Below are 22,345 nucleotides of genomic sequence, written 5' to 3' on the forward strand. Positions count from 1 at the left end.
ATTTAAATCAACTCATATTGATGTGCCAAATGAATCAAGTTTGCTCGATTAGCTGCACCAAATTTTTTTCGCATGGATTCCATATGATATTCAACCCCCCTAACACTTATCGGGAGCTGAGTAGAAATTTCATCGTTTTGCAGACCATTGGCGACCATTTGCAAAATATCTCTGGCATTTTCTTTTAGCAGGGAACTTTGTAGAAATGGGTTAAACATTGGCTTGTTGCATTCAAACAGTTTGTACTGAGCCTCCTTCAATACATCGGCCAATCCGTCTAACACAATTTCTGAGTAACTTTGTTGACTCAACAGCATAAAGCGGCCAGTCCAACGACATTGGTCGTGACACACAATCGGCCAACTCAAGACTGTTTGAATATTATGTTTCTGAAACAGCACACTGGCCTTAGTATCTTTTTCATTTATCAGTCTATATACATAGGGTTTTGATGTATCGAGTGAAAACCCAAAATTAGTGTCATTCGCTGCCACCTGATTTAAATAAAAACGCTGCAATTGAGCAACGATGGGTGAAGAAGCTACGCTAGCGATCGGTTTACGCAGTGCTATTGGGGAAAATAGACTAGTATCTTCCGGAAAATGATAGTTTTCATAGGCGCAGTGTGGGATCCCTTGAAACCAGAAACCACTAAAACCGTGCAGTTTCAATGAAGTACTAATCCCCTGAATAACATCTTTTAACGTCGATACTGTACTGGCATTTGATAGCGCCTGTTTAGCATCCATAAATACCCCCAAACCAAATAATAAGTAAATTACCTCAATACAAAAAACAAACAAAATCTATTGATACATATACTTACATCTGATCCCAAAAATAAAACTTATTTTTTATTTCCCGTTTTTTTGACATTGTTTTGACGTAAGCAAAGGTAAAATGCATTGCCGTTTGCCTACTCCTCGAACGCTTCCAACAACCCTGGTGCTTCGGCTCTGGCGAGACACCATATTTGCACCTGTATATATCGCGCCTCGAACAAACGAGCGATTTCTGCCACAGTGGTACCTGTGGTGACCACATCATCCACAAGCGCAATCCGTTGATAGGCAAAATCAGCATTTAACTCAAAAGCATCCTGTAGATTTCGTCGTCGCTGCGTACCATTGAGTCCGGCTTGTGGGCGGGTATCCTGCCGCCGAGTTAATCCGTCACTGACCAGTGGCAGCGAGAACTGCTTCGATAATTCATGGGCAATTAACCATGCTTGATTAAATCCACGTTGGCGCAGCCGATTTGGGTGTAAAGGGACTGGCACTATGGCCTGCGGCAGCGTGATGAATTCTTGCTGTTCAAGCTGACCAATGCGCGCCACTAAGGCTTGGCACAGAATGGGTAAGGCGGCGAGTTGCCCCTGATATTTAATGGCCGCTATCCAAGGACCAAAGCCTTGATGATAACTACAAGGTGCGATGACTTTTCGCGGCTGATGCCGTTGGCACTCTCCGCAATATTCGAGTTCAAGTGGCATGGATTTGCCACAACCTAAGCAAATTGGGCTGTGATACAAACCCGTTTGCAGGCATACCTGGCAAAATCCTGCTTCCTTTGCATTGAGGGATTGGTGGCAGAGTAAGCAGCGGTTAGGTAAACTGCCCGCCAAGTAACGCTGCCCCAAATGCGAAACTATGCGTAACAGCTTCGCCCCCTGTTGCGACCAAGTCCATTTGCTATCGCCCGACATACAACTTCCTATTAGAGGTATTTTAGTGAACTCTGCGACGCCAGCCCATCATCCCCAACTGCATATCGACACCCGAGGCCAAGGGCCGGATCTGGTAATGCTCCACGGTTGGGGCGTTAATAGCGCCGTCTTTACGCCGCTCCATGAGCAGCTTTCTGAGTATAGAGTCCACTATGTCGATCTGCCGGGCTTTGGCTTAAGTCAGCCTATCGCAGGCAATTTATCGACTTGGGTGGATGCCTTAATCCATGCCTTACCCGCCAATGCGATTTGGGCCGGCTGGTCACTGGGTGGATTAGTGGCCACCCAAGCAGCCATAAGCTATCCATCCCATGTCAGAGGATTAATCACTATCGCCTCCTCGCCCTGTTTTATGGCGAGGGAGGAAAAAGCATGGCCTGGCATTCCACCGCAGGTGCTTAGCATGTTTGGCGAGCAGCTTGGACAAAATTTACCAAAGACGATTGAGCGCTTTTTAGCAATTCAGGCCATGGGCAGCGAAACCGCCAAAGACGATATCAAGCAGCTGCGGGATTTAGTGCTAGCGCGCCCGCTACCCGATGCGGCTACCTTAACGCAAGGTCTTGATATGTTGAATCAAATCGATCTTAGGCCGCAATTATCGGCGATACAGCAACCTTGGCTGCGGATCTGGGGTCGACTCGATGGACTCGTGCCTAAACGTGTTCAACCTAAGATGCCCACAGCAAGCCACATCACAGATGTGATGCTCGCCAAGGCATCCCACGCACCGTTTGTGTCCCACAGGGAAGAATTCGTGCAGGCAATCACACCTTGGCTGGCGCAATTCAAGGACTAGTGCTTTATCTTTGTGCAATAAGTGGCTAGTATTTAACCATTAAGGCCACAAGGAATTTTTCATGCTGCTTGTCAGTAACTACCCCCAAGTTCCGATAGCGACGACCAATGTCGCGACGGACTCGGCTCGGGTCGACAATCAGCTCAAACCCGTGGTTATCCCGCCGCAGGCCGCGACTAAGGACCATGAAGAGCGCGCCTTTAATCCGCAAAATGAACGTACCGCAGATCAAACTCAGCAACAGGCACGTTTGCTCGAGCAAAATCAGCAACAAGTTCAAGACAAACAGCAACAGCAGCAGTCTTCACAGCAACAGAGTCAGCAACAGCAAGAGAAGCAAGCTCCGATAGTTGCTGCCGATCGGGCGCTCCCCAAAACTCTTAAAGTGCCAGTGCGTGGCCCAGCGGCGCTGCAGCGTAAAGATATTCGACTAAAGGTCGGTCAAAACACTCCTCGCCCCGCCAATACCACGGCGAAAACCACGACAGCGACGACGCGTCAGCCGATGCAAGGGGAGTCTCCTCAGTTTTATCAACAGGTTGGCCAGCGTATTGGGCAATATTATGCGCAGCAGACTCAGCCCGAAGCCGAACCTGCTATGTCGGCTTGGATTTAAGATCTGCTGGTTTAAAGATAAGTTTCAAAATAAAAATGCCGCTAATCAGCGGCATTTTTAATTCGGTTATTTACCCGAGCGATACAGCTCTTGCTGGTAGGCTAGGCTGCCCCACAGGGCCCAACCTAAGGCCTTTTTCTCCAACGCCTGCGCCGCTGGGGCATAAGGGGTTAAGTGCTCGGTCTTTTCATCGTACAGGAAGCCCTGCGCCTCTTTCTCAGGCTGCAGGATAACTACATCTTTACCTTCCATCAGGGCAAAGTTTTTATCGTATTGCATCAGCGCGCGCCCCGGCCAATCGTCACTGACCTGAGTTAAGTCACGACCTAACATAGGGTAAGTGTCTGAAATACCAATCAAAGATAGTAGGGTTGGCGGCAAGTCGATTTGACTCACGACACGGTGATCTCGTTTTGGCGCAACATTATCCCCAATAATTAGCCCCGGAATACGGAAGCGCGATACTGGCACCAGATCGGCCCCACCGACACGGCTATCGTGGTCGGCGACCACGATGAAGATAGTGTCCTTCCAGTAGTCAGCATTTTTCGCCAGTTTGAAGAACTCACCAATCGCATAATCGGCATATTTAGCCGCGTTATTACGGGTTTGCTTAGGTTGTTCATACAGCTCAATACGGCCATCGGGGAATTCGAATGGATCGTGGTTACTCGAGCTAAAGACCAAACTAAAGAATGGCTTACCTTCACTGTGAAGACGCTCAAACTCACTGTTCGCCTTACGCATTAAATCTTCGTCGGATGCGCCCCAAGAGCCAACAAAGACCGGGGACTGATAATCCTTCTGGTCGATAATGTCGCTAAATCCATTACCGAGGAAGAAGCTGCGCATGTTGTCGAAATGGCTCTCACCACCGTAGATAAATTGGGTGGTATAGCCGTGGTTTTTCAGCAATTCGGCGAGGGTGAAAAAGCCCGTCTGGCTCTTACCAAGTTTCACCACGGCACGGGCCGGTGTTGGGGTAAAACCTGTCGTCACCGCTTCGATTCCGCGCACTGAACGTGTGCCAGTGGCGTAGAGATTATCGAAATACCAACCTTCCTGTGAGAGCGCATCGATATTCGGCGTTAAAGGCATACCGCCTAAGCTCCCCACAAAACGGGCGCCTAAGCTCTCCTGCAACAGGATCACGAGATTTTTCGGTTTACCGTTGTAACTGGCTTGGTTAAAGCTTAATGAGGGGATGTCGCTCGAGGTAAAGGCACTCTCAGGGCGGCCACTCTCTTGCCTGATGGTCTTGATGATCTCATCTCTGTCTAATGAGCCATACACCTTAGAAGCGTCTTCTTCGCTGCCCATTTGCTTAATCGCAAACACCAGCGAATAAGCGGAGTTAATCACCAAAGAGTTCACTAATGGATCGTCGGCAAATGCCACCATCGCGGGGTTGATTGGACGATGGCCTAAAGTTGAGCGCGCGCCCAATAGAGTCACGACTATTACCATGACAGCGAGCACAGGACGCCAATACCAACGGGGGAAACGCAGATTCTTAGTCAACTTACCACTGAGAGTCCAACCGCCCCACAGCGTCGCGAGGGTGAGCAACACAGAGAAAATCAGCTCCAGCTTGCGTCCCGCCCACAGCATCGACAGCACTTCTTTGGGGTAAATCAAATACTCCACATACAAGCGGTTCGGGCGAATGCCGTATTCTTCAATAAAGGCTGGCGTTGAAACCTCAAGGAATACAATGGCCCACAGACCTAAGGTTAGCCATAGGCGCAGCACCCATTGCCAAATGCGGCCAAGCAGATGATCGCCCGAAAACAACGCCGTACCCAAGGCTGCGACGCCCCATAACCAACATAGGGTTGCGATATCGACACGAATACCTTGCAGTAACAGATGCGACCAACCGTCAACGGCGGCCACACGTTCGCCCTGCCACAGGCCTAAGCCAATGCGGCTTGCCGTAGCAATAGCGAGTACTAACAGACTGAAAATAAGAATGACGCGAAACGGCCCATGGGCGGGCTGACGTCCACGAGCGGATAAACCTGACTGCATGTATAACCCCAAAACAGTAAACTTCCACTCAGCTTTGGAGTGTCAATTTGAGAAAAATCGGTGAAAAAGTTGTGTTATGACAACCGATTTTGCTTAACGTTGCATTAAATGCCGACTTTATATTACCTAGGACAGCATATATGCAACAATTTTGTGGCTAACAAGTAAAAAAATGTCGGCTCGCACACAAGTGTATATTCGAGCCGACCTGAGTCAGATTACTTTTTCAGCTTAGCGAAGGCGTCGGCAAAGGCATTGCCCATGGCCGCGTTGACAGGTGCCGCTTTTGGCGCAGGACGCGCAGACTTATGCTGGGCATTGCCCTTATGAGCCTGTGGCTTACCTTGAGATGGACCGCGTGATTGACTCTTGCTCTGATCGATAGCCTCGTCCAGACGCATACTCAAGCCAATACGACGACGCTCGACATCGACCTCCATCACCTTCACTTTCACTACATCACCCGCTTTCACCACGGTATGGGGATCGGTAATAAACTTGTCGGTTAATGACGAGATATGCACTAAACCATCTTGATGCACGCCGATATCCACAAAGGCACCAAAGTTAGTCACGTTAGTGACAACACCTTCGAGGATCATCTCAGGTTTCAGATCCTTAAGCTCCTCAACCCCATCCTTAAATTTGGCGGTTTTAAACTCACCACGGGGGTCACGGCCCGGTTTATCCAGCTCGCTTAGGATGTCGGTCACTGTCGGTAAACCAAACTCAGGGGTCGTAAACTCCTGCGGCTTGATATTACGTAGCAGCTCGGAATTACCGATAAGGCTCGCCAACTCCACTTGCTTGGTCTTAGCAATGGTTTCGACCAGTGCATAGGCTTCGGGGTGAACCGCCGACATATCCAAGGGATTGTCGCCATCACGGATCCGCAAAAAGCCCGCGGCTTGTTCAAAGGCTTTAGGGCCTAAGCGTGGTACTTTTAACAGCTCTTTACGGTTTTTGAAGGCGCCATTAGCATCGCGGTAGTCGACCACGTTTTTCGCTAAGGTTTTGTTTAAACCAGCAACTTGCGACAGCAAAGGCACCGATGCCATGTTTAAATCCACACCCACACCGTTTACGCAGTCTTCGACCACGGCTTCGAGTGAGCTAGACAGCTGACTTTGACTCACATCGTGCTGATATTGACCCACACCGATGGACTTAGGCTCAATCTTCACCAGTTCCGCTAAGGGATCCTGTAAACGGCGAGCAATCGAAACGGCGCCACGGATAGACACATCTAGCTCTGGGAACTCCAGAGCGGCGAGTTCAGAGGCGGAATAGACGGAAGCGCCCGCTTCACTCACCATCACCTTGGTCAGTTGCGGTTGGCTATCCTTAAGGCTGGCAATCAATTCACCCGCTAACTTGTCTGTTTCGCGGGATGCGGTGCCGTTACCAATCGCGATTAATTCCACCTTATGCATTTGCGCTAGGTTGGCGAGGGTGCGAATCGACTTGTCCCACAAATTCTGCGGCGCATGGGGGAAGATAGTCGTGTGTGCCACTAACTTACCCGTGTTATCCACTATAGCCACTTTAACGCCCGTGCGTAGACCTGGGTCTAGCCCCATAGTTGCCTTGGCGCCCGCTGGCGCGGCCATTAACAAGTCGCCTAAGTTACGGGCAAACACTTTAATGGCTTCTGCTTCGGCGCGCTCACGCATTTGCGAGATAAACTCGGTTTCCATCTGCAGGGCAATTTTAATCCGCCATGTGGCGGTCACGACGGTCTTAAGCCATTGGTCAACACTGCTCTCGCCAAGTTTTAAGCCTAAGTGTTCGCTAATAATGACTTCGCAGTAACTGCCCTGACCCGCTTCGGCAGCAGGATCGGCATTCATCGATAAGGAGAGGAAGCCCTCATTGCGGCCACGCAGCATCGCCAAGGCGCGGTGGGACGGCACTTTCGCCAGAGGTTCATTGTGCTCGAAATAGTCGCGAAACTTCGCGCCTTCCTTCTCTTTGCCTGCGATAACACGGCTTTCTAACACACTGTTTTGGCTTAAGTGTTCACGAACTTTACGCAGTAATTCCGCATCTTCGGCGTAACGCTCCATCAGAATATAACGGGCGCCTTCCAGCACGGCTTTGGTATCGGCAAAACCAGCTTCAAGATTTAGATAACCCGCGGCCAATGCTTCAATATCCGCCTTGCGATCGGCAAGCACAGCTTCAACAAGCGGCTCTAATCCCGCTTCAATCGCAATTTGCCCCTTAGTGCGGCGCTTAGGCTTGAAGGGAAGATACAGATCCTCGAGGCGGGTCTTACTGTCGGCACCTTCGATTTCCCTTTGTAATTCAGGCGTTAACTTACCCTGAGTTTGAACGCTGGATAAAATGACCTGACGTCTGTCATTCAGCTCACGCAAATAGCCTAAACGGGTGTGCAGTGTACGTAATTGGGTGTCATCTAAACCACCGGTCGCTTCTTTACGGTAACGGGCGACGAAGGGAACTGTGGCACCATTGTCGAGCAAATCTATGGTGGCAGTGACTTGATGCTCCTGAACATTCAGTTCCTGAGCAATAATTTGGGCAATAGTCTGCATAAATAAAGTATCGTGCCTAAGGGTTTGATTGATCCTAATTGCGCCCAAGATACCACAGGCGCAGTCGTTATTTCATATGATGCTGTCGATTTCAGCATGAAAATCGACGAGAGTTTGATCTACTAAAGGTTATTCTGGCTCGCCCTCAAGCGGCGCCTCGAATGGGGTATAGCGGATATCGTTGATATACCATTCCTTCGGACCCGAGGGGGTTTGCACGACCACTTCATCATCGACCTGTTTGCCGATCAGTGCCCGCGCCATGGGAGAGTCTATGGTTATGTAGCCGAGTTTAGTGTCGAGCTCATCCTTGCCGACAATACGATAACGCACGCACTCGCCTGCTTCGTTTTCGAGCTCGAACCAAGCGCCAAAGTAAATTTTGCCTTCCTGCTGGGGAGAATAGTCGACGATTTTGAGTTCTTCGAGGCGTTTGACCAGATATCTAACCCGGCTATCTATTTGACGTAGAAGCCTTTTATTGTAAGTGTATTAGTACCCCTAACAACATTATACTAAATACATCGTTATCTTCTCAATGAGATCATTTTTCTTCCTAATCTTTATCACTTTGACAAAATTAGAATCCCCAACTATATACTTTATACTATTAATTTGTTGGTATAAAAATGCCTTCAGTTCTAAAGCGCAATGTTGCATTTACCGCCTCTCATGCAACTACAGCGATAAAACTTCCTGCTCTTTTCACTGAAAATGGCTTGCTCATTTCTCATTTAAGATTTCTTTTCTCAAAACGAAATAAATCCCAATCTTGGATTGAACGGAATACGTTTGCAATTCAGCTACTTTTGAAGTTCATAGATGCACATCAACATTCAGACATGTCTGCAACTGAGTTGCTCCAATCTTTCGTTGATGCCCTAAACTTTGGAACTTTAGACAGCCAACAGATTGATGAATTGAACCTCTATTGGTTCCCTCGACGAGTTGCAGATGTTAATACCCTGCTAAGTCATATCAACTTGTATTGTGATTACATTGATGGAATTTATGGACACGAATTACCCAACTTAAATCCCCTAAGAAGAGCCACTAAAGCAGAAGAAAGAATCCGATGGTGTGCCTACTACAAACGTCAATCGAACTGCTTTATAAATCACCTAAATCACCCATCTCCAAACAAATTTTCAATGAGTCGAAGGGTACAAGCGCCAAGCGCACATGTACTTTCAGTTGAATGCGTTTCCCGATTTCCAGATGAACATTTTGAACGTTTTTTACAATATGGATTTACCAATCAAGCTGGGGAATTCGATTTATGCAGCATACTCATCGTGATGCTTATGCACTACGGCGGCCTAAGATTATCCGAATGCTTCCACATCTATACTCATGATGTTGCGATTGATAGTAAAACTGGTGCAGCGCACATATCTGTATTTCATCCCAGTGATGGGGCAAGCCCATCACCTAATTTTACTAATCGCCGCGATTTTTTAAATCTACAGTTTCATCTTAAGCCCCGAAATGAATATCCACGCTCACACAGACTTTATGCAGGTTGGAAAGGAGCACTTCTTACTGTCCGCAACCTTTCTTTCAATGTCATGATTTTCCCCCACATTAAAGCCATCGAATTTACTCATCTGCTTAGAGACTATCTGACATCAAGAATTAATGGTGATCATCCGTTTCTATTTACTAACAGCAAAGGGCAACCCGAATCCAAGAAAAATTTTATAAAAAAATATCAAAAAGCAATTGAACGTATCGGACTAGTTTCAAATAAGCATCAGGGAACCAGTCCGCACTCCCACAGACACTCGTATGGTTATAGGCTCGCGACTTCGGGATTCAATCAGTTAGAAATCCAAAAGGCCATGCACCATAAAAACCCTGATAGCTGTTTGGTATATATAAAACCACAAGACGATGAAATTAGAGAAAAAGCGAGGGAGTTAAGTCTATGAAAAAAATTTTTTATGCCACTGTCGCCGAAGCCCGGCAGGCCACCCAAGCCCTCGGCATCACATCGAGGGAAGAGTACCAACAGTGCTACCGTGAAGACCCTGATAGCTGTTTGGTATATAAAAGAAATTAGAAAAAATGCGAGGGTGTTAGATCTATGAAAATATGTTTTTACGCCACTCTCGCTGAAGCCCAGCAGGCCACCCTAGCCCTCGGCATCACGACACAACGAGAGTACAAGCAACGCTACCGTGAAGCCCCGCGCTTACCCAGTAACCCGCATAGAATCTATGCCGCCGATTGGCAATCTTGGCTCCACTTCCTCGGCAAGGAAGAAAAAATTTTCTACGCCACTCTCGCCGAAGCCCAGCAGGCCACCCAAGCCCTCGGCATCACGACACAACAAGAGTACAAGCAACGCTACCGTGAAGCCCCGCGCTTGCCCAGTAGCCCGCATTTAATCTATGCCGCAAACTGGCAATCTTGGCCCCACTTCCTCGGCAAGGAGGAAAAAAATTTCTACGCCACTCTCGCCGAAGCCCAACAGGCCACCCAAGCCCTCGATATCACATCAAGTGAAGAGTACCTGCAACGCTACCGTGAAGACCCGCGCTTACCCAGTAGCCCGCATGGCCCCTACGCCGCCGACTGGCAATCTTGGCCCCACTTCCTCGGCAAGGAGGAAAAAAATTTCTACGCCACTCTCGCCGAAGCCCAGCAGGCCACCCAAGCCCTCGATATCACATCAAGTGAAGAGTACCTGCAACGCTACCGTGAAGCCCCGCGCTTACCCAGTAACCCGCATAGAATCTATGCCGCCGATTGGCAATCTTGGCCCCACTTCCTCGGCAAGGAGGAAAAAAATTTCTACGCCACTCTCGCCGAAGCCCAACAGGCCACCCAAGCCCTCGATATCACATCAAGTGAAGAGTACCTGCAACGCTACCGTGAAGACCCGCGCTTACCCAGTAGCCCGCATGGCCCCTACGCCGCCGACTGGCAATCTTGGCCCCACTTCCTCGGCAAGGAGGAAAAAAATTTCTACGCCACTCTCGCCGAAGCCCAGCAGGCCACCCAAGCCCTCGGCATCACATCAAGGGAAGAGTACCTGCAATGCTACCGTGAAGCCCCGCGCTTACCCAGTAACCCGCATAGAATCTATGCCGCCGATTGGCAATCTTGGCCCCACTTCCTCGGCAAGGAGGAAAAAAATTTCTACGCCACTCTCGCCGAAGCCCAACAGGCCACCCAAGCCCTCGATATCACATCAAGTGAAGAGTACCTGCAACGCTACCGTGAAGACCCGCGCTTACCCAGTAGCCCGCATGGCCCCTACGCCGCCGACTGGCAATCTTGGCCCCACTTCCTCGGCAAGGAGGAAAAAAATTTCTACGCCACTCTCGCCAAAGCCCAGCAGGCCACCCAAGCCCTCGGCATCACGACACAACGAGAGTACAAGCAACGCTACCGTGAAGACCCGCGCTTACCCTGTAACCCGCATAGAATCTATGCCGCCGATTGGCAATCTTGGCCCCAGTTTTTAGGGACTGCAGATATGTTCTACGCCACTCTCGCTGAAGCCCAGCAGGCCACCCAAGCCCTCGGCATCACGACACTACGAGAGTACAAGCAACGCTACCGTGAAGCCCCACGCTTGCCCAGTAACCCGCATAGAATCTATGCCGCCGACTGGCAATCTTGGCCCCAGTTTTTAGGGACTGCAGATATGTTCTACGCCACTCTCGCTGAAGCCCAACAGGCCACCCAAGCCCTCGATATCACATCAAGTGAAGAGTACCAGCAACGCTACCGTGAAGACCCGCGCTTACCCAGTAGCCCGCATGTAATCTATGCCGCCGACTGGCAATCCTGGCCTCAATTTTTACTGCCAAATAGGATAGATACACTTGGGATACTAAAGAACGCATGCAAAGTGCTTGGAATCCGAGACTCTCTTCAATACCGTCAAATCCAAAAGGACTATGCGCAACTCCCTTCGAAACCAGATAAAAAATTCAAAGACTGGATCGATTGGTATGATTTACTAGAAATTCCCAAACCATATGAACTTCATAAGCTAAAAAAAATTGTCCATTCTCATAAATGTACATCTCTAGCTAATTATAAAAAATTACGCAGCACACTGAACGACCCCAAAATGCCAGCATCTCCGATTGATTATTATAAAGATAAAGGCTGGACCAACACTTTTGACTTCTTCGGAGTCAAAAGACCGTATCAAGTCCAATATTTTGAACCAGAGTGGAAGCCATGGGGCGATTTGATAACCGAGTTTTTGAAAACAGCCAAAGGGGGAGATACAAAAGTCAAAGACTTGTGTGAATTTGTCCGAGAATATATTGAACCCAATAAGTTCGAAATATCTCCACTTGATTACCTCACTCGTGGCAAAACAAATATTCAACCCATGCTCGAACTATTTGAATTAGTGCCTATTACTCGAAAGAAAAAATGGCTGTTTTCCATCAATGAATTTTTGGATTGGCTCATCGTAAAATTCTTGACCATCGAAGATGAAGATACAGGTGAAGTTTCTCGTATAAAGGGAGCAAAAAACCCATTTTCTCACATCAATTTTGATGATGAACAAATACCAGTTTCACTTAATGAAACCAATAAATTGGCATTGCCTTATCAATTTGTAAAAAGCGCACGCGAGTGGATTTTTCCCCAAACACAATTTGAAAAAGCCAGCTATTCAGAACTTCTTCATCTACATAAATTCCAAGCAGATTGGGTCCCAATAGATGAGTCTATTGAAATTGACCCATCAGATCCTGACTGCGTTACCAAAGTTGAAGGGGGGAAAACATATCTTTGGCTTCCTATCTATTGGACCTATACCTATGCATTAATGCAATTGCCAGCAAGGGGAAGGCAAATTGTCTATTGCGACTCAGGGGAGGCGGACGCCGAAGTTCCAAATTTTCAGACGGGTAAAATAACCTGGTCACCAAATAGAAGCAAATTGGCAGGCTTAACCACCAGACAGAGCATGATAAATAAGACTAGGGATGGTGATTTCGGTGTTTACTACACCTCCAACAAAACGAGCTTCGACGGCAAAGGATACGCCATTCCATTTATGCCGATTGAGTTAGCGTATTGGCTTATAAAATTAAGAAAATGGCAAGAAAAATACAACCCCATTGAGAAACCGACTGAATGGCTAGAATGCACAAGAACTAATTTGAACGAACTTCAAAGGAAACAAAAAGGCAGAAACTGCTTCTTATTTCGTGATTTTCAGGAAATTGAACCCGGTACATTCGCAGGAAGATTAGCATCTAGACTTGCTGCGGCGTTATTTTTTTCATCTGACGACCAGCTCGTTTCTGCTTCCTACGCAGGACAAAACCATCACGAGTGTGCATCTCAACTCAAGCAACAGCAATCGATTGCCCTTGCACCATTTAAATCAGCTTACACGCCACACGCTATGAGGGTTAGCTTAATCAATGCCTACGCTTATGAATTTGGCATGCCTATAGAAGTTATTATGAAGCTGGTTGGTCACTCTTCAATCATCATGTCAATTTACTACATTAAGAGCGACAAGACGGGAGCCAACATCCGCGAGAAAATTGCTCTTGGCGAGAAGCAGGCAATAAATAAAACGACAGATACTCTAAAAAGTTTTATTGAATCTCAACGAATTGAACAATGTAAGAACCAACTTGTCGCTAACAATGCTGAGTTTCTATCGACAATCGACAACGCTAGACCAGCATCGAGTTATCTTTTCAGAGACTTTGGCATATGCCCAGTTGGCGGAGGATTTTGCAATGAAGGGGGTGCTGCTGTCGCGATGAAAGCCAATATTTACCATCCTGTGACGGCGGGCTATCTTGGCGAGCAAAACTGCGTTCAATGCAGGTTTTTTGTTACAGGCCCTGCATTTATGATGGGATTGGCTGCTTTATTTAACGAATTGTGTTTAGCGATTAATACCCAATCGCAACGCTACAGTCTTTTAGAAAAAGAGCTCGACGATACTGTAACCAAGATAGATGTACTCTCACATCAAATATATCAGCAGAAATCACAAAGCACTCACACTTCAATTTTGGAAGGTGAAAAACTTAAACTTCAATCTGAACGAAGAAAACTGAACTCAGAAATTGAAGTCAAAGCGAAAAAAATGGATTTGTACATGAGTGATATGAACGCCCTCCATAAACACTTATTTAACTGTCAGTCGATCATCAACCAAGACCTGTCATCTGAAGAATCAAAGCTGCAACTGATTGTCCCTAGGGACTTTTCTGTGAATTTTGAAATCAGCGAAGCAAGCGCTTTTCAGCAACTATCTGAAGTATGTGAAAACGCAGAGCTTTACCACAGCTGCACTGATGAGCAAGCGGTAATAAGAAGGAGCCAATCACTCGATAAAATGCTGATGAAAAATGGTATTGGTCCCCAATTTTTGCATCTAAACGAAACTGAACAACTCATAGTGGGTAACCAAATGACTCAGTTGATGTTAACAAGGCTAAAAAGCTGGGAAAAAATCGACCGCCTTATCGATGGAGACTTGGTGTTGAATGACTTCGATGATAGTGAACGAATTTCTAAGAATGAATTGAAACAACTATTTATGGGGGCGACCCCGCTCAAGCTGGTCGATTAATATGCCTGAAACCTCTCCCGATATCGTCTTAGAACAACTGAAATCACAGGTTTCAGAGCGAGTCCGTCAATCTCTGCAAGCTATATATCAAATTTGTACTGAGCAGCAACAACGGGGGCTAAATGAATTTAGCTACGCGACTATTGCCCGTCTCGGTAAAGGCAGAGGAGTCCCCGCTGCACAAAGTATTCGAAATAAAACAGGTGAAGTCTATCGCACTTTAATTTCAAGCTTTGCCAAGCAATCCTCAAACACCCCAAAGAGTAACAAACTAAGCTATGGCAAAAGTTATGCTTGGATAGATGAACTTAAAGATCCTGTTGTTAAACTACAGGCAAGGATCTTGTATTCACAAAAAATTGTTGCCGAGCGTGCAGTCGCTGAAATAGCTCCTATTAACCAAGTTATAGAGATTTTTGATGGAAGATCGTCTGATATTCTCACAAAAAGGCTAACAAGCCTTGAGCGAGAAGCTCTTGAGTATCTGTTGTCTGATGAATTTAGACGGCGGAATCAATTGGAGGTAGGGCAGCATGGCAGTATAGTATCTGGCAATGATAACGAGCCCTTTTTACCCGTTGCAACGATAGATGCTATAAAAAAGGCTTTACAGTACCTCTAGATAAATCTGTAGGAAGAACCTTGAAAACTAACTTGATCACCCGTGAAGGTTTCGAAAAGCTGAATGCAGAACTTAACCATCTTTGGCGTGAATACAGGCCTGAAATCACCAAAAAGGTGGCATGGGCAGCGAGTCTTGGTGATCGCTCAGAGAATGCTGATTACAAGGAAAACAAGAGATTACTTAGGCAAATTGATTCGCGTGTACGTTACCTTAGAAAACGCATTGAAGCGGTTAAGGTTGTCGAATATTCCCCTCAACAAGATGGAAAAGTATTCTTCGGAGCTTGGGTTCAAATCGAAAATGACGCAGGTAATACAAAGAGGTTCCGTATAGTTGGCCCTGACGAGATCTATGGTAGAAATGACTATATTTCGATAGATGCACCTATGGCGAGAGCATTGTTAAAGAAAGAAGTCGATGATGAGGTTACTGTTCATACTCCCGTTGGTGATCAAATATGGTACATAAACTCAATACAATACAAATGATGCTAGAAAAATATTAGGTTTCTAGGCGTTAATCCGTTTTTCTGATCACACAATTAAAATGTTTGTACATTTTATTGTATTTTAGTTGGATAAGTTCTCTATGAGTCAAATTGAAATTGATAACATTAAAAGTTGGACTAACAAAGAGATTAGCACTCCTTACTTGTTAATTTCCCAGGAAGATAGCACCTTACATTTAGGTTATTATGCTGGAATGGGAACCGCTGACAGTACGTCAATAGAACAATTGCCCCCTATTTATAAAGAAATCATTGGTGCATGGTTAAAATCTGGAGTGTTAAGGCAAGCAGGTGAGTCGTTCCCACTTTACCCAGGCAGTCACATGTTCAAAAGACTGATCCTAGATTATTCGTATTGAGTCTATATTTATCCAACAATCTGTGCGTAGGTTATGACCTATGTTCAAAGTTTGTAAGTAATGGAATCTTGATGGAATGTTTAAAAAATTTAATATTGATCAGTTTGTCAGTTTGTCAGTTTGTCAGTTTGTCAGTTTGTCAGTTTGTCAGTTTGTCAGTTTGTCAGTTTGTCAGTTTGTCAGTTTGTCAGTTTGTCAGTACATATTACTAATTTCATTTATATTTAACCTATCAGTTGACTCGCGCCCATCATAAGATATCAAGGTTAGATACACATAGTTTTTATCAGTTATTACAACTCCTGTATTGATATTGTCATAACTTTTTATCACTGTGTGCTTTTCAAATAGAAAATATTTACCCTCTAAAATCGAAACATTTAAAAACCCATTTGATAGCGCGCCTCCGCTATGCTTTTCAAGCAGCAAATCAATATCTTTGTCTAAAGAGGTTCTTTGTTCATAGATTGGCAATTTAAACTGCCAACCTATGATTGTAAAAACAACAAAAACTAACGTAATAGTTGTGCTTAAAAACCATCTGATTTTTATTTTATCCACATAAAGACATACAATAAATAGCGTAATAAAAATTGATAAAGATAATGTATCATAAAAATGACCATCTTTAAGGTGGCTCCAGGAAAAGCTGTAATCGCTTAAAGATAACAACATATAAAGGAGTAATATTATTAAGCTTATTAAAGTATGTTTCATAGTAATTAGTTTTGATCTCTAGGATATGGGAAATCTATTATTGTCACAGAGCCTGAAGCTCCATATCCACAATTACCATAGCATGTTCCTGTACCAATAAATACACCTGTTGACCATCCTCCTCCGTATGCTGTATCACCATTAGATGCAGTGCCTGTACCGACACTGTTTGAATTGCATGAATCAGAGTTACTATCTTTTTTGGGATCTTTTGAATAAATATTTTGAGCATAACTGTAGCCACCGCTGATAACGCCAGGGTCATCTGGATTATCACCATTTCCAGTTATTAATGCATCTGTCAAATTAGTAACGAGAGCGCCTATATCATTGTAGTTTGGGTTATTTTTATAGTTGTAGTTTTGATACTGTTGAACTATAGCCCCGGCTTTTAATGCGTCGCTTTCCGAAAAACCTAGCTCATGTGCTGCGGCTCCATAAAACCAATTCCCGAAATTTTGGCCTGATTTATAATCAGTGCCAGGATTGTTCTTCAAATCATACTTACGCCCTGAGTAGAACATTGAAGTCATTATTGCTACTCGAGCACCTAATCCTCCAGCAGGTAATCTAGATGCTGCTTTACCAGCTTTAGTAAATTGAGATAGGTGTTTGTTAATATCAAAGTTTTTATTTTTATCTTGAGGCGGTTTTTGATCTGCTGAACACGTATTTGCAGCTAGTCCCTGAGCAAATAATTGTGGGGGCTGAATAACCTTTGGAGCCCTACACACCCATTTCCCCCCAACTTGACGGCATGTTCCATCATCTGGATTAGGTTTTTTCGGCGGTGTTGCAACATTATTTATCTCTATAACCAATTGAGATGTATTTTCATATGTTAAGTGGGTTATTCTAATATTTTTGTCAAGTTGAGTGTAAGTCTTAGGTTTTATCTCAAAACCAATCTCTCTATTGTAAGTCTTTAGGCCAATAGCATTTGTCGAATCATCATCTGATAAATACTCAGCTACATATTCAGCGGTAGAATCTGGATTTATTGAAAAAAGAGTGACGTTGTTCTTTATTTTCTCTGTTGAAAGTACAGTTATCTGTATTTCATTTGCTTCATTTGTTGAGCCTACCTTGAAACAATTCGTGAAATTGTTATCTCTTTTTATGGTGAGTTCCATAGTACTGTTAGGTTCAATTAATGCACAGTTTTCTGTGTTTGCATATAGGTTAAAAGAAATAAAACTTATTATTGTTGCTGCAAGGTATTTTTTCATGTAATTAAGTCCATTTAAGAAATTTGATCGTTACAATCTAGAAAAGATGTTATGACACTTGTTTGTTTGTTGCAACATTTATCTACTCACACCAATTGTTTCACTTTTGTTTAATATCAACAAAAATGCAACATTGGTGTTAATTGAATTAATTAACGGTAATTGAGTTGTTCCGTGGTAATAAGATCTATTAACTGATAAATCTTATTTATCAAGCAAGTATATTAGTTGGATCTTGTTTTTTTAAAATAGGTTGAGTTAATTTTAAACCAATGATGAGACTAGCATCATTTTCAGACCAACCAATCGAACCTCAACCTCGCCCTATAACAACTAATTGGAAACAATACAATCAAGCCTGAATCTCCACTGACTACCATAGACACTTTGTAGAATTACTAAAATCAAGTCAACAGAACAGTGCCAATCAACGCTGGTTCAGTCATAAGAAACAAGAAATGAGGCATCGTCGAAATAAAGATTAAGTCCCTTCGTGGCTGAAGGGGACTTTAGACCTAATCTGTGTTCCACTTTACATGCTTTTAAATCCAGTCTACAGAATTGTTAGCGATTCAGACTCATCTTTTGCAGCAAGCCTATTAAAGCTTTTCGCATCCCTAACATGAATGGCAAGATTAAAGCTACCATCTCATACCTTGAGAGATCTCATGTCAATGCTTGCTCCATGAACTCAGTGTTATGATCTTAGCTCAAAGAGCAACTCCACTCGATAGATCGTAAACCATAACCATTTTTATAGTGTAATTTCTACATACAAGAGCTAGTCTATGCTTAACAGCATAGGCTTTTAAGTAGGTAGATGTATGTATGTGGGATATGACAAGCTAGTAGAGGAAAAAAAGAGGCGACAATTGGTTTATGCTGAGCATGTATTGAGTGGAGCTAAGCCTTTATATCAGCAACCAAAATCTAGCTCAAAAAGCCCTAGGAAAAATAAAAATATACTCATCATGCCTAACTTCAAGATTTATTAAGCCTAAGTCAGCTTTACTGACTATTCTGGTTCATTTTTTGTGTTTGCTACACCAAAGGCTTTGCTCAAGATTTTTGTATAGTTTGACTTGCTAGCACCGTTTGGGTTGAAAATGCTGGAGAGGAATAAAGTTCCATACTGAACAACCACGACTCCCTGCTCGTACGGTTCTAGATTAAATATACCAAAAATAAAGATTCATACTAATTGCCACAAATTAGTCCGAACCGAGCCACAACCGAGTATTAAAGTATCATACTCGTTGTAGCTCACTTCGGGACAAAAGCGTGTTAGATCCCCAACTCTAATTTTGGAGTTTCGGATTAAAATTTTATGGAGATGATGCCCGCTTATGGGGTGCGAAAAGCTTGGCTAAAATTAGCGACGAAGGAGCGCAAGCCAAGCTTTTTGCTTCCCATCATAAAGCGTTTGTTAGGCATTCTTAAACTCTTTTTTGGTTTTCCACCATATATATGGTCCACCAAATAAAAAGAGCACTACTATGAAAGGCATTAGTAAATTGTCTGATTTCCAATCCTTTTCAGATTCTGCATAAGAACGAACAATATTCTCTCCCACCTTAATTTCGAAGACATCGTGGAACTCTTTAACGGTATATATTGGTTTAGTTCCGTCTCTTGGCTCAAATAGCACTTTGACTTGAACACCTTTGGAGTTAATTAAAGAGTCATAAACAATACCTTGACCATTAGATTTGGATGGGTAGTTGAAATTATATTTATCATTTACAAACGCAAAGCGAATACCGTAATCATGTTTTTGAACCCAATCAATATAGCCTTCATGTACAGCCAAATCCTCTTTATATGGAAAGCCACCGTTTACTTGAGTTAATTGCACATACATAATAGATACGCCAAAAAATAAGCAAACAGCAGCTAACATTAGATTTCTATAATATGTAAATTTGTACATGCGAGAATGCCTTACTTCTTAGTGTTGATGCGCTTGGCCACTGTATGATATTCCATCCATTAGTAGTAGGCACTCTGTATCATTACTAAAATTTGGTCAACGAGTTAGTAGCAAGTAGACGTTGCTCACTCATACGAAACTCCGAATGGGCATGCCAAATTCATCAACTGACTGCACAGCTTCGAGCCCTAATTCAAACTACAAAAGCGGTGGAGATTCAGGGGCAATTAATTTGAGATATCTACTTCATCTTTAAGTGAACAAAAAGACTGGACTGTCGGATGAGATGATAATGATACAGAAAGCATAAAGTCCAAAATACTTATGGACTTTATGTTTTTCTAAACCACATTGAGATATGTTCAATCCCTTACTTTATATTAGTAAGTTGAATATTTTTAATTTCTATTCTACCTTGTCCTTTATGTTGAAAGCCGATAAACCCTTGTGAGAGTTGGCTGTCTTTTAAAGTAGATGTTACTTTGCCGTTGAGCTCGACTTCAATGATGTCGCCGTTTAGAGTCAACTTATAGTGGTTCCATTGATTGATGGTGTCTTGCACATTTGTCACTGCTTGACGGTCAACTATCCCACCTGTACGAAATTGTTCCTTTTTGCTCTTATCCCAAATATTTGCTTCGTAACAGGTATTGGCTTTGATTTTAGTGATGTCAGCGCAGCGCATATACACGCCAGCATTAATCTCATCGCTCGGTTTAAAATCCATTTCTAACACAAAGTTACCGTAATCGGCTTGGGTCACCAGATAACTTTCGCCTTCACCTTGGCTGATGAGTACGCCATCTTTTTGTGCCCATGAGGTACCTGGGGTCACTTCAACCAATTTGAGTGCGGTTAATCCTGACTCGGCAGGCAGCGCAAAGGTTTGCTCGGTTGCTTGCACGCTCGCACTTAATCCGAGGGCGGCAAATAACATAGTTACACAAGATTTCATTTAAGCTCCTCATTAAAGGGAAGCCACAGTGACTTCCCTTTACTTGATGGGTATAACTTAATAGTGGCAAGTCTTACATTCACGCTCGGCGGTTTTGCCATCGTGGCAAGCCCAGCAGAATTGACCGCTGTTGTGGTCTTTCATGGTAAAGCTGTAACGCTGCGTCTCGAACAGGGCCTTGCCATCTACCGTACTGTGGCAGTCCTGACAGGTATAAAAGCCGCCTCGAGCATGGGTCTCGTAGGAGAACACCACCGCGCCCTTACCACCACCGCCATAGTGCCTGTCCTGCTCCGAGGGCGTTGCCTGTACTTGCGGTAACACCCACATTGAGGCAACCACAGCGGCTAAACCGAATCGAAATGCTGTGGTGATATTCATTAAACCTCCCGAATAAGGATGGATGGGTCGACGTTGTTCACATCCGCAGTGCCAGTCAGTACCATGCTAGATTCAAGCTCGCCTTGGAAGCGTTTGAACAGCATCTCAACCCCAGCCGCGCCGCCGCCTAAACTTGCGCGCAGCATAGGACGACCGACTAATACCGCTTGAGCGCCCAGCGCCAGCGCCTTGAGCACATCACCACCATCACGGACACCAGAATCGACGAGGATTGCCATCTTATGGCCGCGCTCGCGTACCGCTTTCACAATCGCTGGCAACGCATGCATAGTCGCAGGCGTTGAGCTCAGTACGCGGCCGCCGTGGTTTGAAACCACAATCGCGCCGCAGCCCGCTTCGGCGCACATCAGCGCTTCTTCCACTGTCATCACGCCCTTGGCCATAAACGGGATCTTGGCGTATTTGACGATTTCTTTGAGTTTGGCTAAATCTTTTGGCTCAACGGTTTTGCCCGGCAGTGCACGCGCGGCGCGGCCTGCAGAGTCGATATCGATGGCAAAGAAAGGCGCGCCCGCTTCTTGTACCGCATCGATACGCTCGAAGATTTCCTGTTGAGTACGGGGTTTAATTTGCGCAATCGCGCGGCCTTTAAATTCTTTGACCACTTCTAAACGGCGTTTGTAGGTTTCTAATGGATCACCAATACCGTCCGCCGCCCAGCCTAAACAGCCCGCCTTGGCCGCGCCTTCAATAATGCCGCGGGCGTATTTTTCCTCGGTCATCACTTCGCCATCGAAGGCTAACTTGTTGGCGGCGCCCATGTTGTAGGTTAAGCCGCCGGTGATCCCGGTCAGGATTGGCATGGCTAATTTCACGCCCAGTAATTCGGTTTCCATTTTCGGTTTTGTGACATTGTGCAGGCTGCGCATATTTAGGCTCATGCCCTCAAACGCTTCGATGTTACGCACGAAACTTTGGCGCATGCCGCCCATACCCGGAACCGACTCACCGCAAGGGCCTTTACCGTTACAGCGGCCAGCGCCCGCTAAGTCACACGCAGCGCAGGTATCTAAAATTTTGCGGGCATTACTGAGCACATCTTTTAAGTTTTTAGGATCTTTAATGTAACCCGCAACGGCTTTTGGCGCTTCTGTGGTAGTTGCCGCTGCGGCAACCACAGAGGCGTTCGCCGCATTGGCAGAAGATGATGCCGACATCGCTAAGGTGCCCGCAGCAGCGGCCAGTACGGCGCCCTTGGTTAAAAATTCACGGCGATTTTGGTCTAAGTGTTTATCCATCTTGATGTCCCCTACGTTCCTACTGATGATTTTTATGCTACTCGATTGTTAGAGTGCTCAGTTGTTTTGCTC

Annotated in this window: 17 protein-coding genes and 1 pseudogene; 7 read left to right on the forward strand and 11 right to left on the reverse strand. The window is 45.1% G+C overall.

Annotation, left to right across the window (positions count from 1 at the left end; all coding sequences use genetic code 11):
- Positions 1-2: 2 nt before the first annotated feature.
- Together K0H59_RS20225 and K0H59_RS20230 are read right to left on the reverse strand one after the other, a co-directional pair.
- On the reverse strand, positions 3-749 hold the full coding sequence (locus K0H59_RS20225; RefSeq protein WP_220054179.1) for a helix-turn-helix transcriptional regulator: 747 nt from the start codon (positions 747-749) through the stop codon (positions 3-5).
- Between the two features lie 167 nt (positions 750-916).
- The gene (locus K0H59_RS20230; protein ID WP_220054180.1) at positions 917-1,705 is read right to left on the reverse strand and encodes a ComF family protein; all 789 of its coding nucleotides are present in this window, start codon (positions 1,703-1,705) and stop codon (positions 917-919) included.
- Between the two features lie 25 nt (positions 1,706-1,730).
- Between K0H59_RS20230 and bioH the strand changes: the two genes are divergently transcribed.
- Together bioH and K0H59_RS20240 are read left to right on the forward strand one after the other, a co-directional pair.
- A complete protein-coding gene (gene bioH / locus K0H59_RS20235; RefSeq protein ID WP_220054181.1) occupies positions 1,731-2,525 on the forward strand; it encodes a pimeloyl-ACP methyl ester esterase BioH in 795 nt (264 codons plus the stop codon).
- 61 nt (positions 2,526-2,586) lie between these two features.
- A complete protein-coding gene (locus tag K0H59_RS20240; protein ID WP_220054182.1) occupies positions 2,587-3,141 on the forward strand; it encodes a hypothetical protein in 555 nt (184 codons plus the stop codon).
- A gap of 66 nt (positions 3,142-3,207) precedes the next feature.
- Here K0H59_RS20240 and K0H59_RS20245 read toward each other — a convergent pair whose 3' ends face one another.
- The 3 genes and pseudogenes from K0H59_RS20245 to K0H59_RS20255 form a co-directional block, all read right to left on the reverse strand.
- Positions 3,208-5,172 carry an LTA synthase family protein gene (locus K0H59_RS20245; protein ID WP_220054183.1) on the reverse strand — a complete coding sequence of 655 codons (1,965 nt, stop codon included), beginning with the start codon at positions 5,170-5,172 and terminating at the stop codon, positions 3,208-3,210.
- Positions 5,173-5,390: 218 nt separating this feature from the next.
- Positions 5,391-7,730: a Tex family protein gene (locus tag K0H59_RS20250; protein WP_220054184.1), complete on the reverse strand. Its 2,340-nt coding sequence runs from the start codon at positions 7,728-7,730 to the stop codon at positions 5,391-5,393.
- Between the two features lie 129 nt (positions 7,731-7,859).
- Positions 7,860-8,222: pseudogene (locus K0H59_RS20255) on the reverse strand (GreA/GreB family elongation factor); the annotation flags it as partial.
- 137 nt (positions 8,223-8,359) lie between these two features.
- Here K0H59_RS20255 and gmtY point away from each other — a divergent pair.
- From gmtY to K0H59_RS20280, 5 genes are all read left to right on the forward strand, one after another.
- Positions 8,360-9,661 carry a gamma-mobile-trio recombinase GmtY gene (gmtY, locus tag K0H59_RS20260; RefSeq protein WP_220054185.1) on the forward strand — a complete coding sequence of 434 codons (1,302 nt, stop codon included), beginning with the start codon at positions 8,360-8,362 and terminating at the stop codon, positions 9,659-9,661.
- Positions 9,662-9,816: 155 nt separating this feature from the next.
- The gene (locus K0H59_RS20265) at positions 9,817-14,310 is read left to right on the forward strand and encodes a VPA1269 family protein (protein WP_220054186.1); all 4,494 of its coding nucleotides are present in this window, start codon (positions 9,817-9,819) and stop codon (positions 14,308-14,310) included.
- Position 14,311: 1 nt separating this feature from the next.
- The gene (gene gmtX / locus K0H59_RS20270) at positions 14,312-14,932 is read left to right on the forward strand and encodes a gamma-mobile-trio protein GmtX (RefSeq protein ID WP_220054187.1); all 621 of its coding nucleotides are present in this window, start codon (positions 14,312-14,314) and stop codon (positions 14,930-14,932) included.
- A gap of 20 nt (positions 14,933-14,952) precedes the next feature.
- On the forward strand, positions 14,953-15,423 hold the full coding sequence (gene greB, locus K0H59_RS20275) for a transcription elongation factor GreB (RefSeq protein ID WP_220054188.1): 471 nt from the start codon (positions 14,953-14,955) through the stop codon (positions 15,421-15,423).
- Between the two features lie 100 nt (positions 15,424-15,523).
- Complete coding sequence (locus tag K0H59_RS20280) at positions 15,524-15,802, forward strand: hypothetical protein (RefSeq protein ID WP_220054189.1); 279 nt, start codon at positions 15,524-15,526, stop codon at positions 15,800-15,802.
- Between the two features lie 195 nt (positions 15,803-15,997).
- On the opposite strand, the gene K0H59_RS20285 is transcribed toward K0H59_RS20280, so the two are convergent.
- The 6 genes from K0H59_RS20285 to K0H59_RS20310 all read right to left on the reverse strand — a co-directional run bounded on the left by K0H59_RS20285 (position 15,998) and on the right by K0H59_RS20310 (position 22,273).
- Positions 15,998-16,519 (reverse strand): hypothetical protein, encoded by a 522-nt coding sequence (locus K0H59_RS20285; protein ID WP_220054190.1) that lies wholly within the window; start codon positions 16,517-16,519, stop codon positions 15,998-16,000.
- A gap of 5 nt (positions 16,520-16,524) precedes the next feature.
- Positions 16,525-17,748: a polymorphic toxin type 44 domain-containing protein gene (locus tag K0H59_RS20290; RefSeq protein ID WP_220054191.1), complete on the reverse strand. Its 1,224-nt coding sequence runs from the start codon at positions 17,746-17,748 to the stop codon at positions 16,525-16,527.
- Positions 17,749-19,174: 1,426 nt separating this feature from the next.
- A complete protein-coding gene (locus K0H59_RS20295; RefSeq protein WP_258405865.1) occupies positions 19,175-19,648 on the reverse strand; it encodes a hypothetical protein in 474 nt (157 codons plus the stop codon).
- 400 nt (positions 19,649-20,048) lie between these two features.
- Positions 20,049-20,633, reverse strand: a complete 585-nt coding sequence (locus K0H59_RS20300) for a DUF1080 domain-containing protein (RefSeq protein ID WP_220054193.1) — start codon at positions 20,631-20,633, stop codon at positions 20,049-20,051.
- Between the two features lie 57 nt (positions 20,634-20,690).
- Complete coding sequence (locus K0H59_RS20305) at positions 20,691-21,014, reverse strand: c(7)-type cytochrome triheme domain-containing protein (protein ID WP_220054194.1); 324 nt, start codon at positions 21,012-21,014, stop codon at positions 20,691-20,693.
- Positions 21,014-22,273 carry an alpha-hydroxy-acid oxidizing protein gene (locus tag K0H59_RS20310; protein WP_220054195.1) on the reverse strand — a complete coding sequence of 420 codons (1,260 nt, stop codon included), beginning with the start codon at positions 22,271-22,273 and terminating at the stop codon, positions 21,014-21,016. Before K0H59_RS20310 ends, K0H59_RS20305 begins: the two co-directional genes overlap by 1 nt.
- Positions 22,274-22,345: the final 72 nt, after the last annotated feature.

It is taken from the genome of Shewanella sp. FJAT-51649 (assembly GCF_019457435.1).
Taxonomy (GTDB): Bacteria; Pseudomonadota; Gammaproteobacteria; order Enterobacterales; family Shewanellaceae; genus Shewanella; species Shewanella mangrovisoli.

Coding starts and splice junctions, on each gene's coding strand:
- K0H59_RS20285 (WP_220054190.1), bottom strand. CDS start 16,519: ATGAAACATACTTTAATAAGCTTAATAATATTACTCCTTTATATGTTG.
- gmtX (WP_220054187.1), top strand. CDS start 14,312: ATGCCTGAAACCTCTCCCGATATCGTCTTAGAACAACTGAAATCACAG.
- K0H59_RS20295 (WP_258405865.1), bottom strand. CDS start 19,648: ATGTTAGCTGCTGTTTGCTTATTTTTTGGCGTATCTATTATGTATGTG.
- K0H59_RS20290 (WP_220054191.1), bottom strand. CDS start 17,748: ATGAAAAAATACCTTGCAGCAACAATAATAAGTTTTATTTCTTTTAAC.
- K0H59_RS20230 (WP_220054180.1), bottom strand. CDS start 1,705: ATGTCGGGCGATAGCAAATGGACTTGGTCGCAACAGGGGGCGAAGCTG.
- K0H59_RS20310 (WP_220054195.1), bottom strand. CDS start 22,273: ATGGATAAACACTTAGACCAAAATCGCCGTGAATTTTTAACCAAGGGC.
- K0H59_RS20225 (WP_220054179.1), bottom strand. CDS start 749: ATGGATGCTAAACAGGCGCTATCAAATGCCAGTACAGTATCGACGTTA.
- K0H59_RS20250 (WP_220054184.1), bottom strand. CDS start 7,730: ATGCAGACTATTGCCCAAATTATTGCTCAGGAACTGAATGTTCAGGAG.
- K0H59_RS20305 (WP_220054194.1), bottom strand. CDS start 21,014: ATGAATATCACCACAGCATTTCGATTCGGTTTAGCCGCTGTGGTTGCC.
- K0H59_RS20245 (WP_220054183.1), bottom strand. CDS start 5,172: ATGCAGTCAGGTTTATCCGCTCGTGGACGTCAGCCCGCCCATGGGCCG.
- K0H59_RS20300 (WP_220054193.1), bottom strand. CDS start 20,633: ATGAAATCTTGTGTAACTATGTTATTTGCCGCCCTCGGATTAAGTGCG.
- K0H59_RS20265 (WP_220054186.1), top strand. CDS start 9,817: ATGAAAATATGTTTTTACGCCACTCTCGCTGAAGCCCAGCAGGCCACC.
- K0H59_RS20280 (WP_220054189.1), top strand. CDS start 15,524: ATGAGTCAAATTGAAATTGATAACATTAAAAGTTGGACTAACAAAGAG.
- gmtY (WP_220054185.1), top strand. CDS start 8,360: ATGCCTTCAGTTCTAAAGCGCAATGTTGCATTTACCGCCTCTCATGCA.
- K0H59_RS20240 (WP_220054182.1), top strand. CDS start 2,587: ATGCTGCTTGTCAGTAACTACCCCCAAGTTCCGATAGCGACGACCAAT.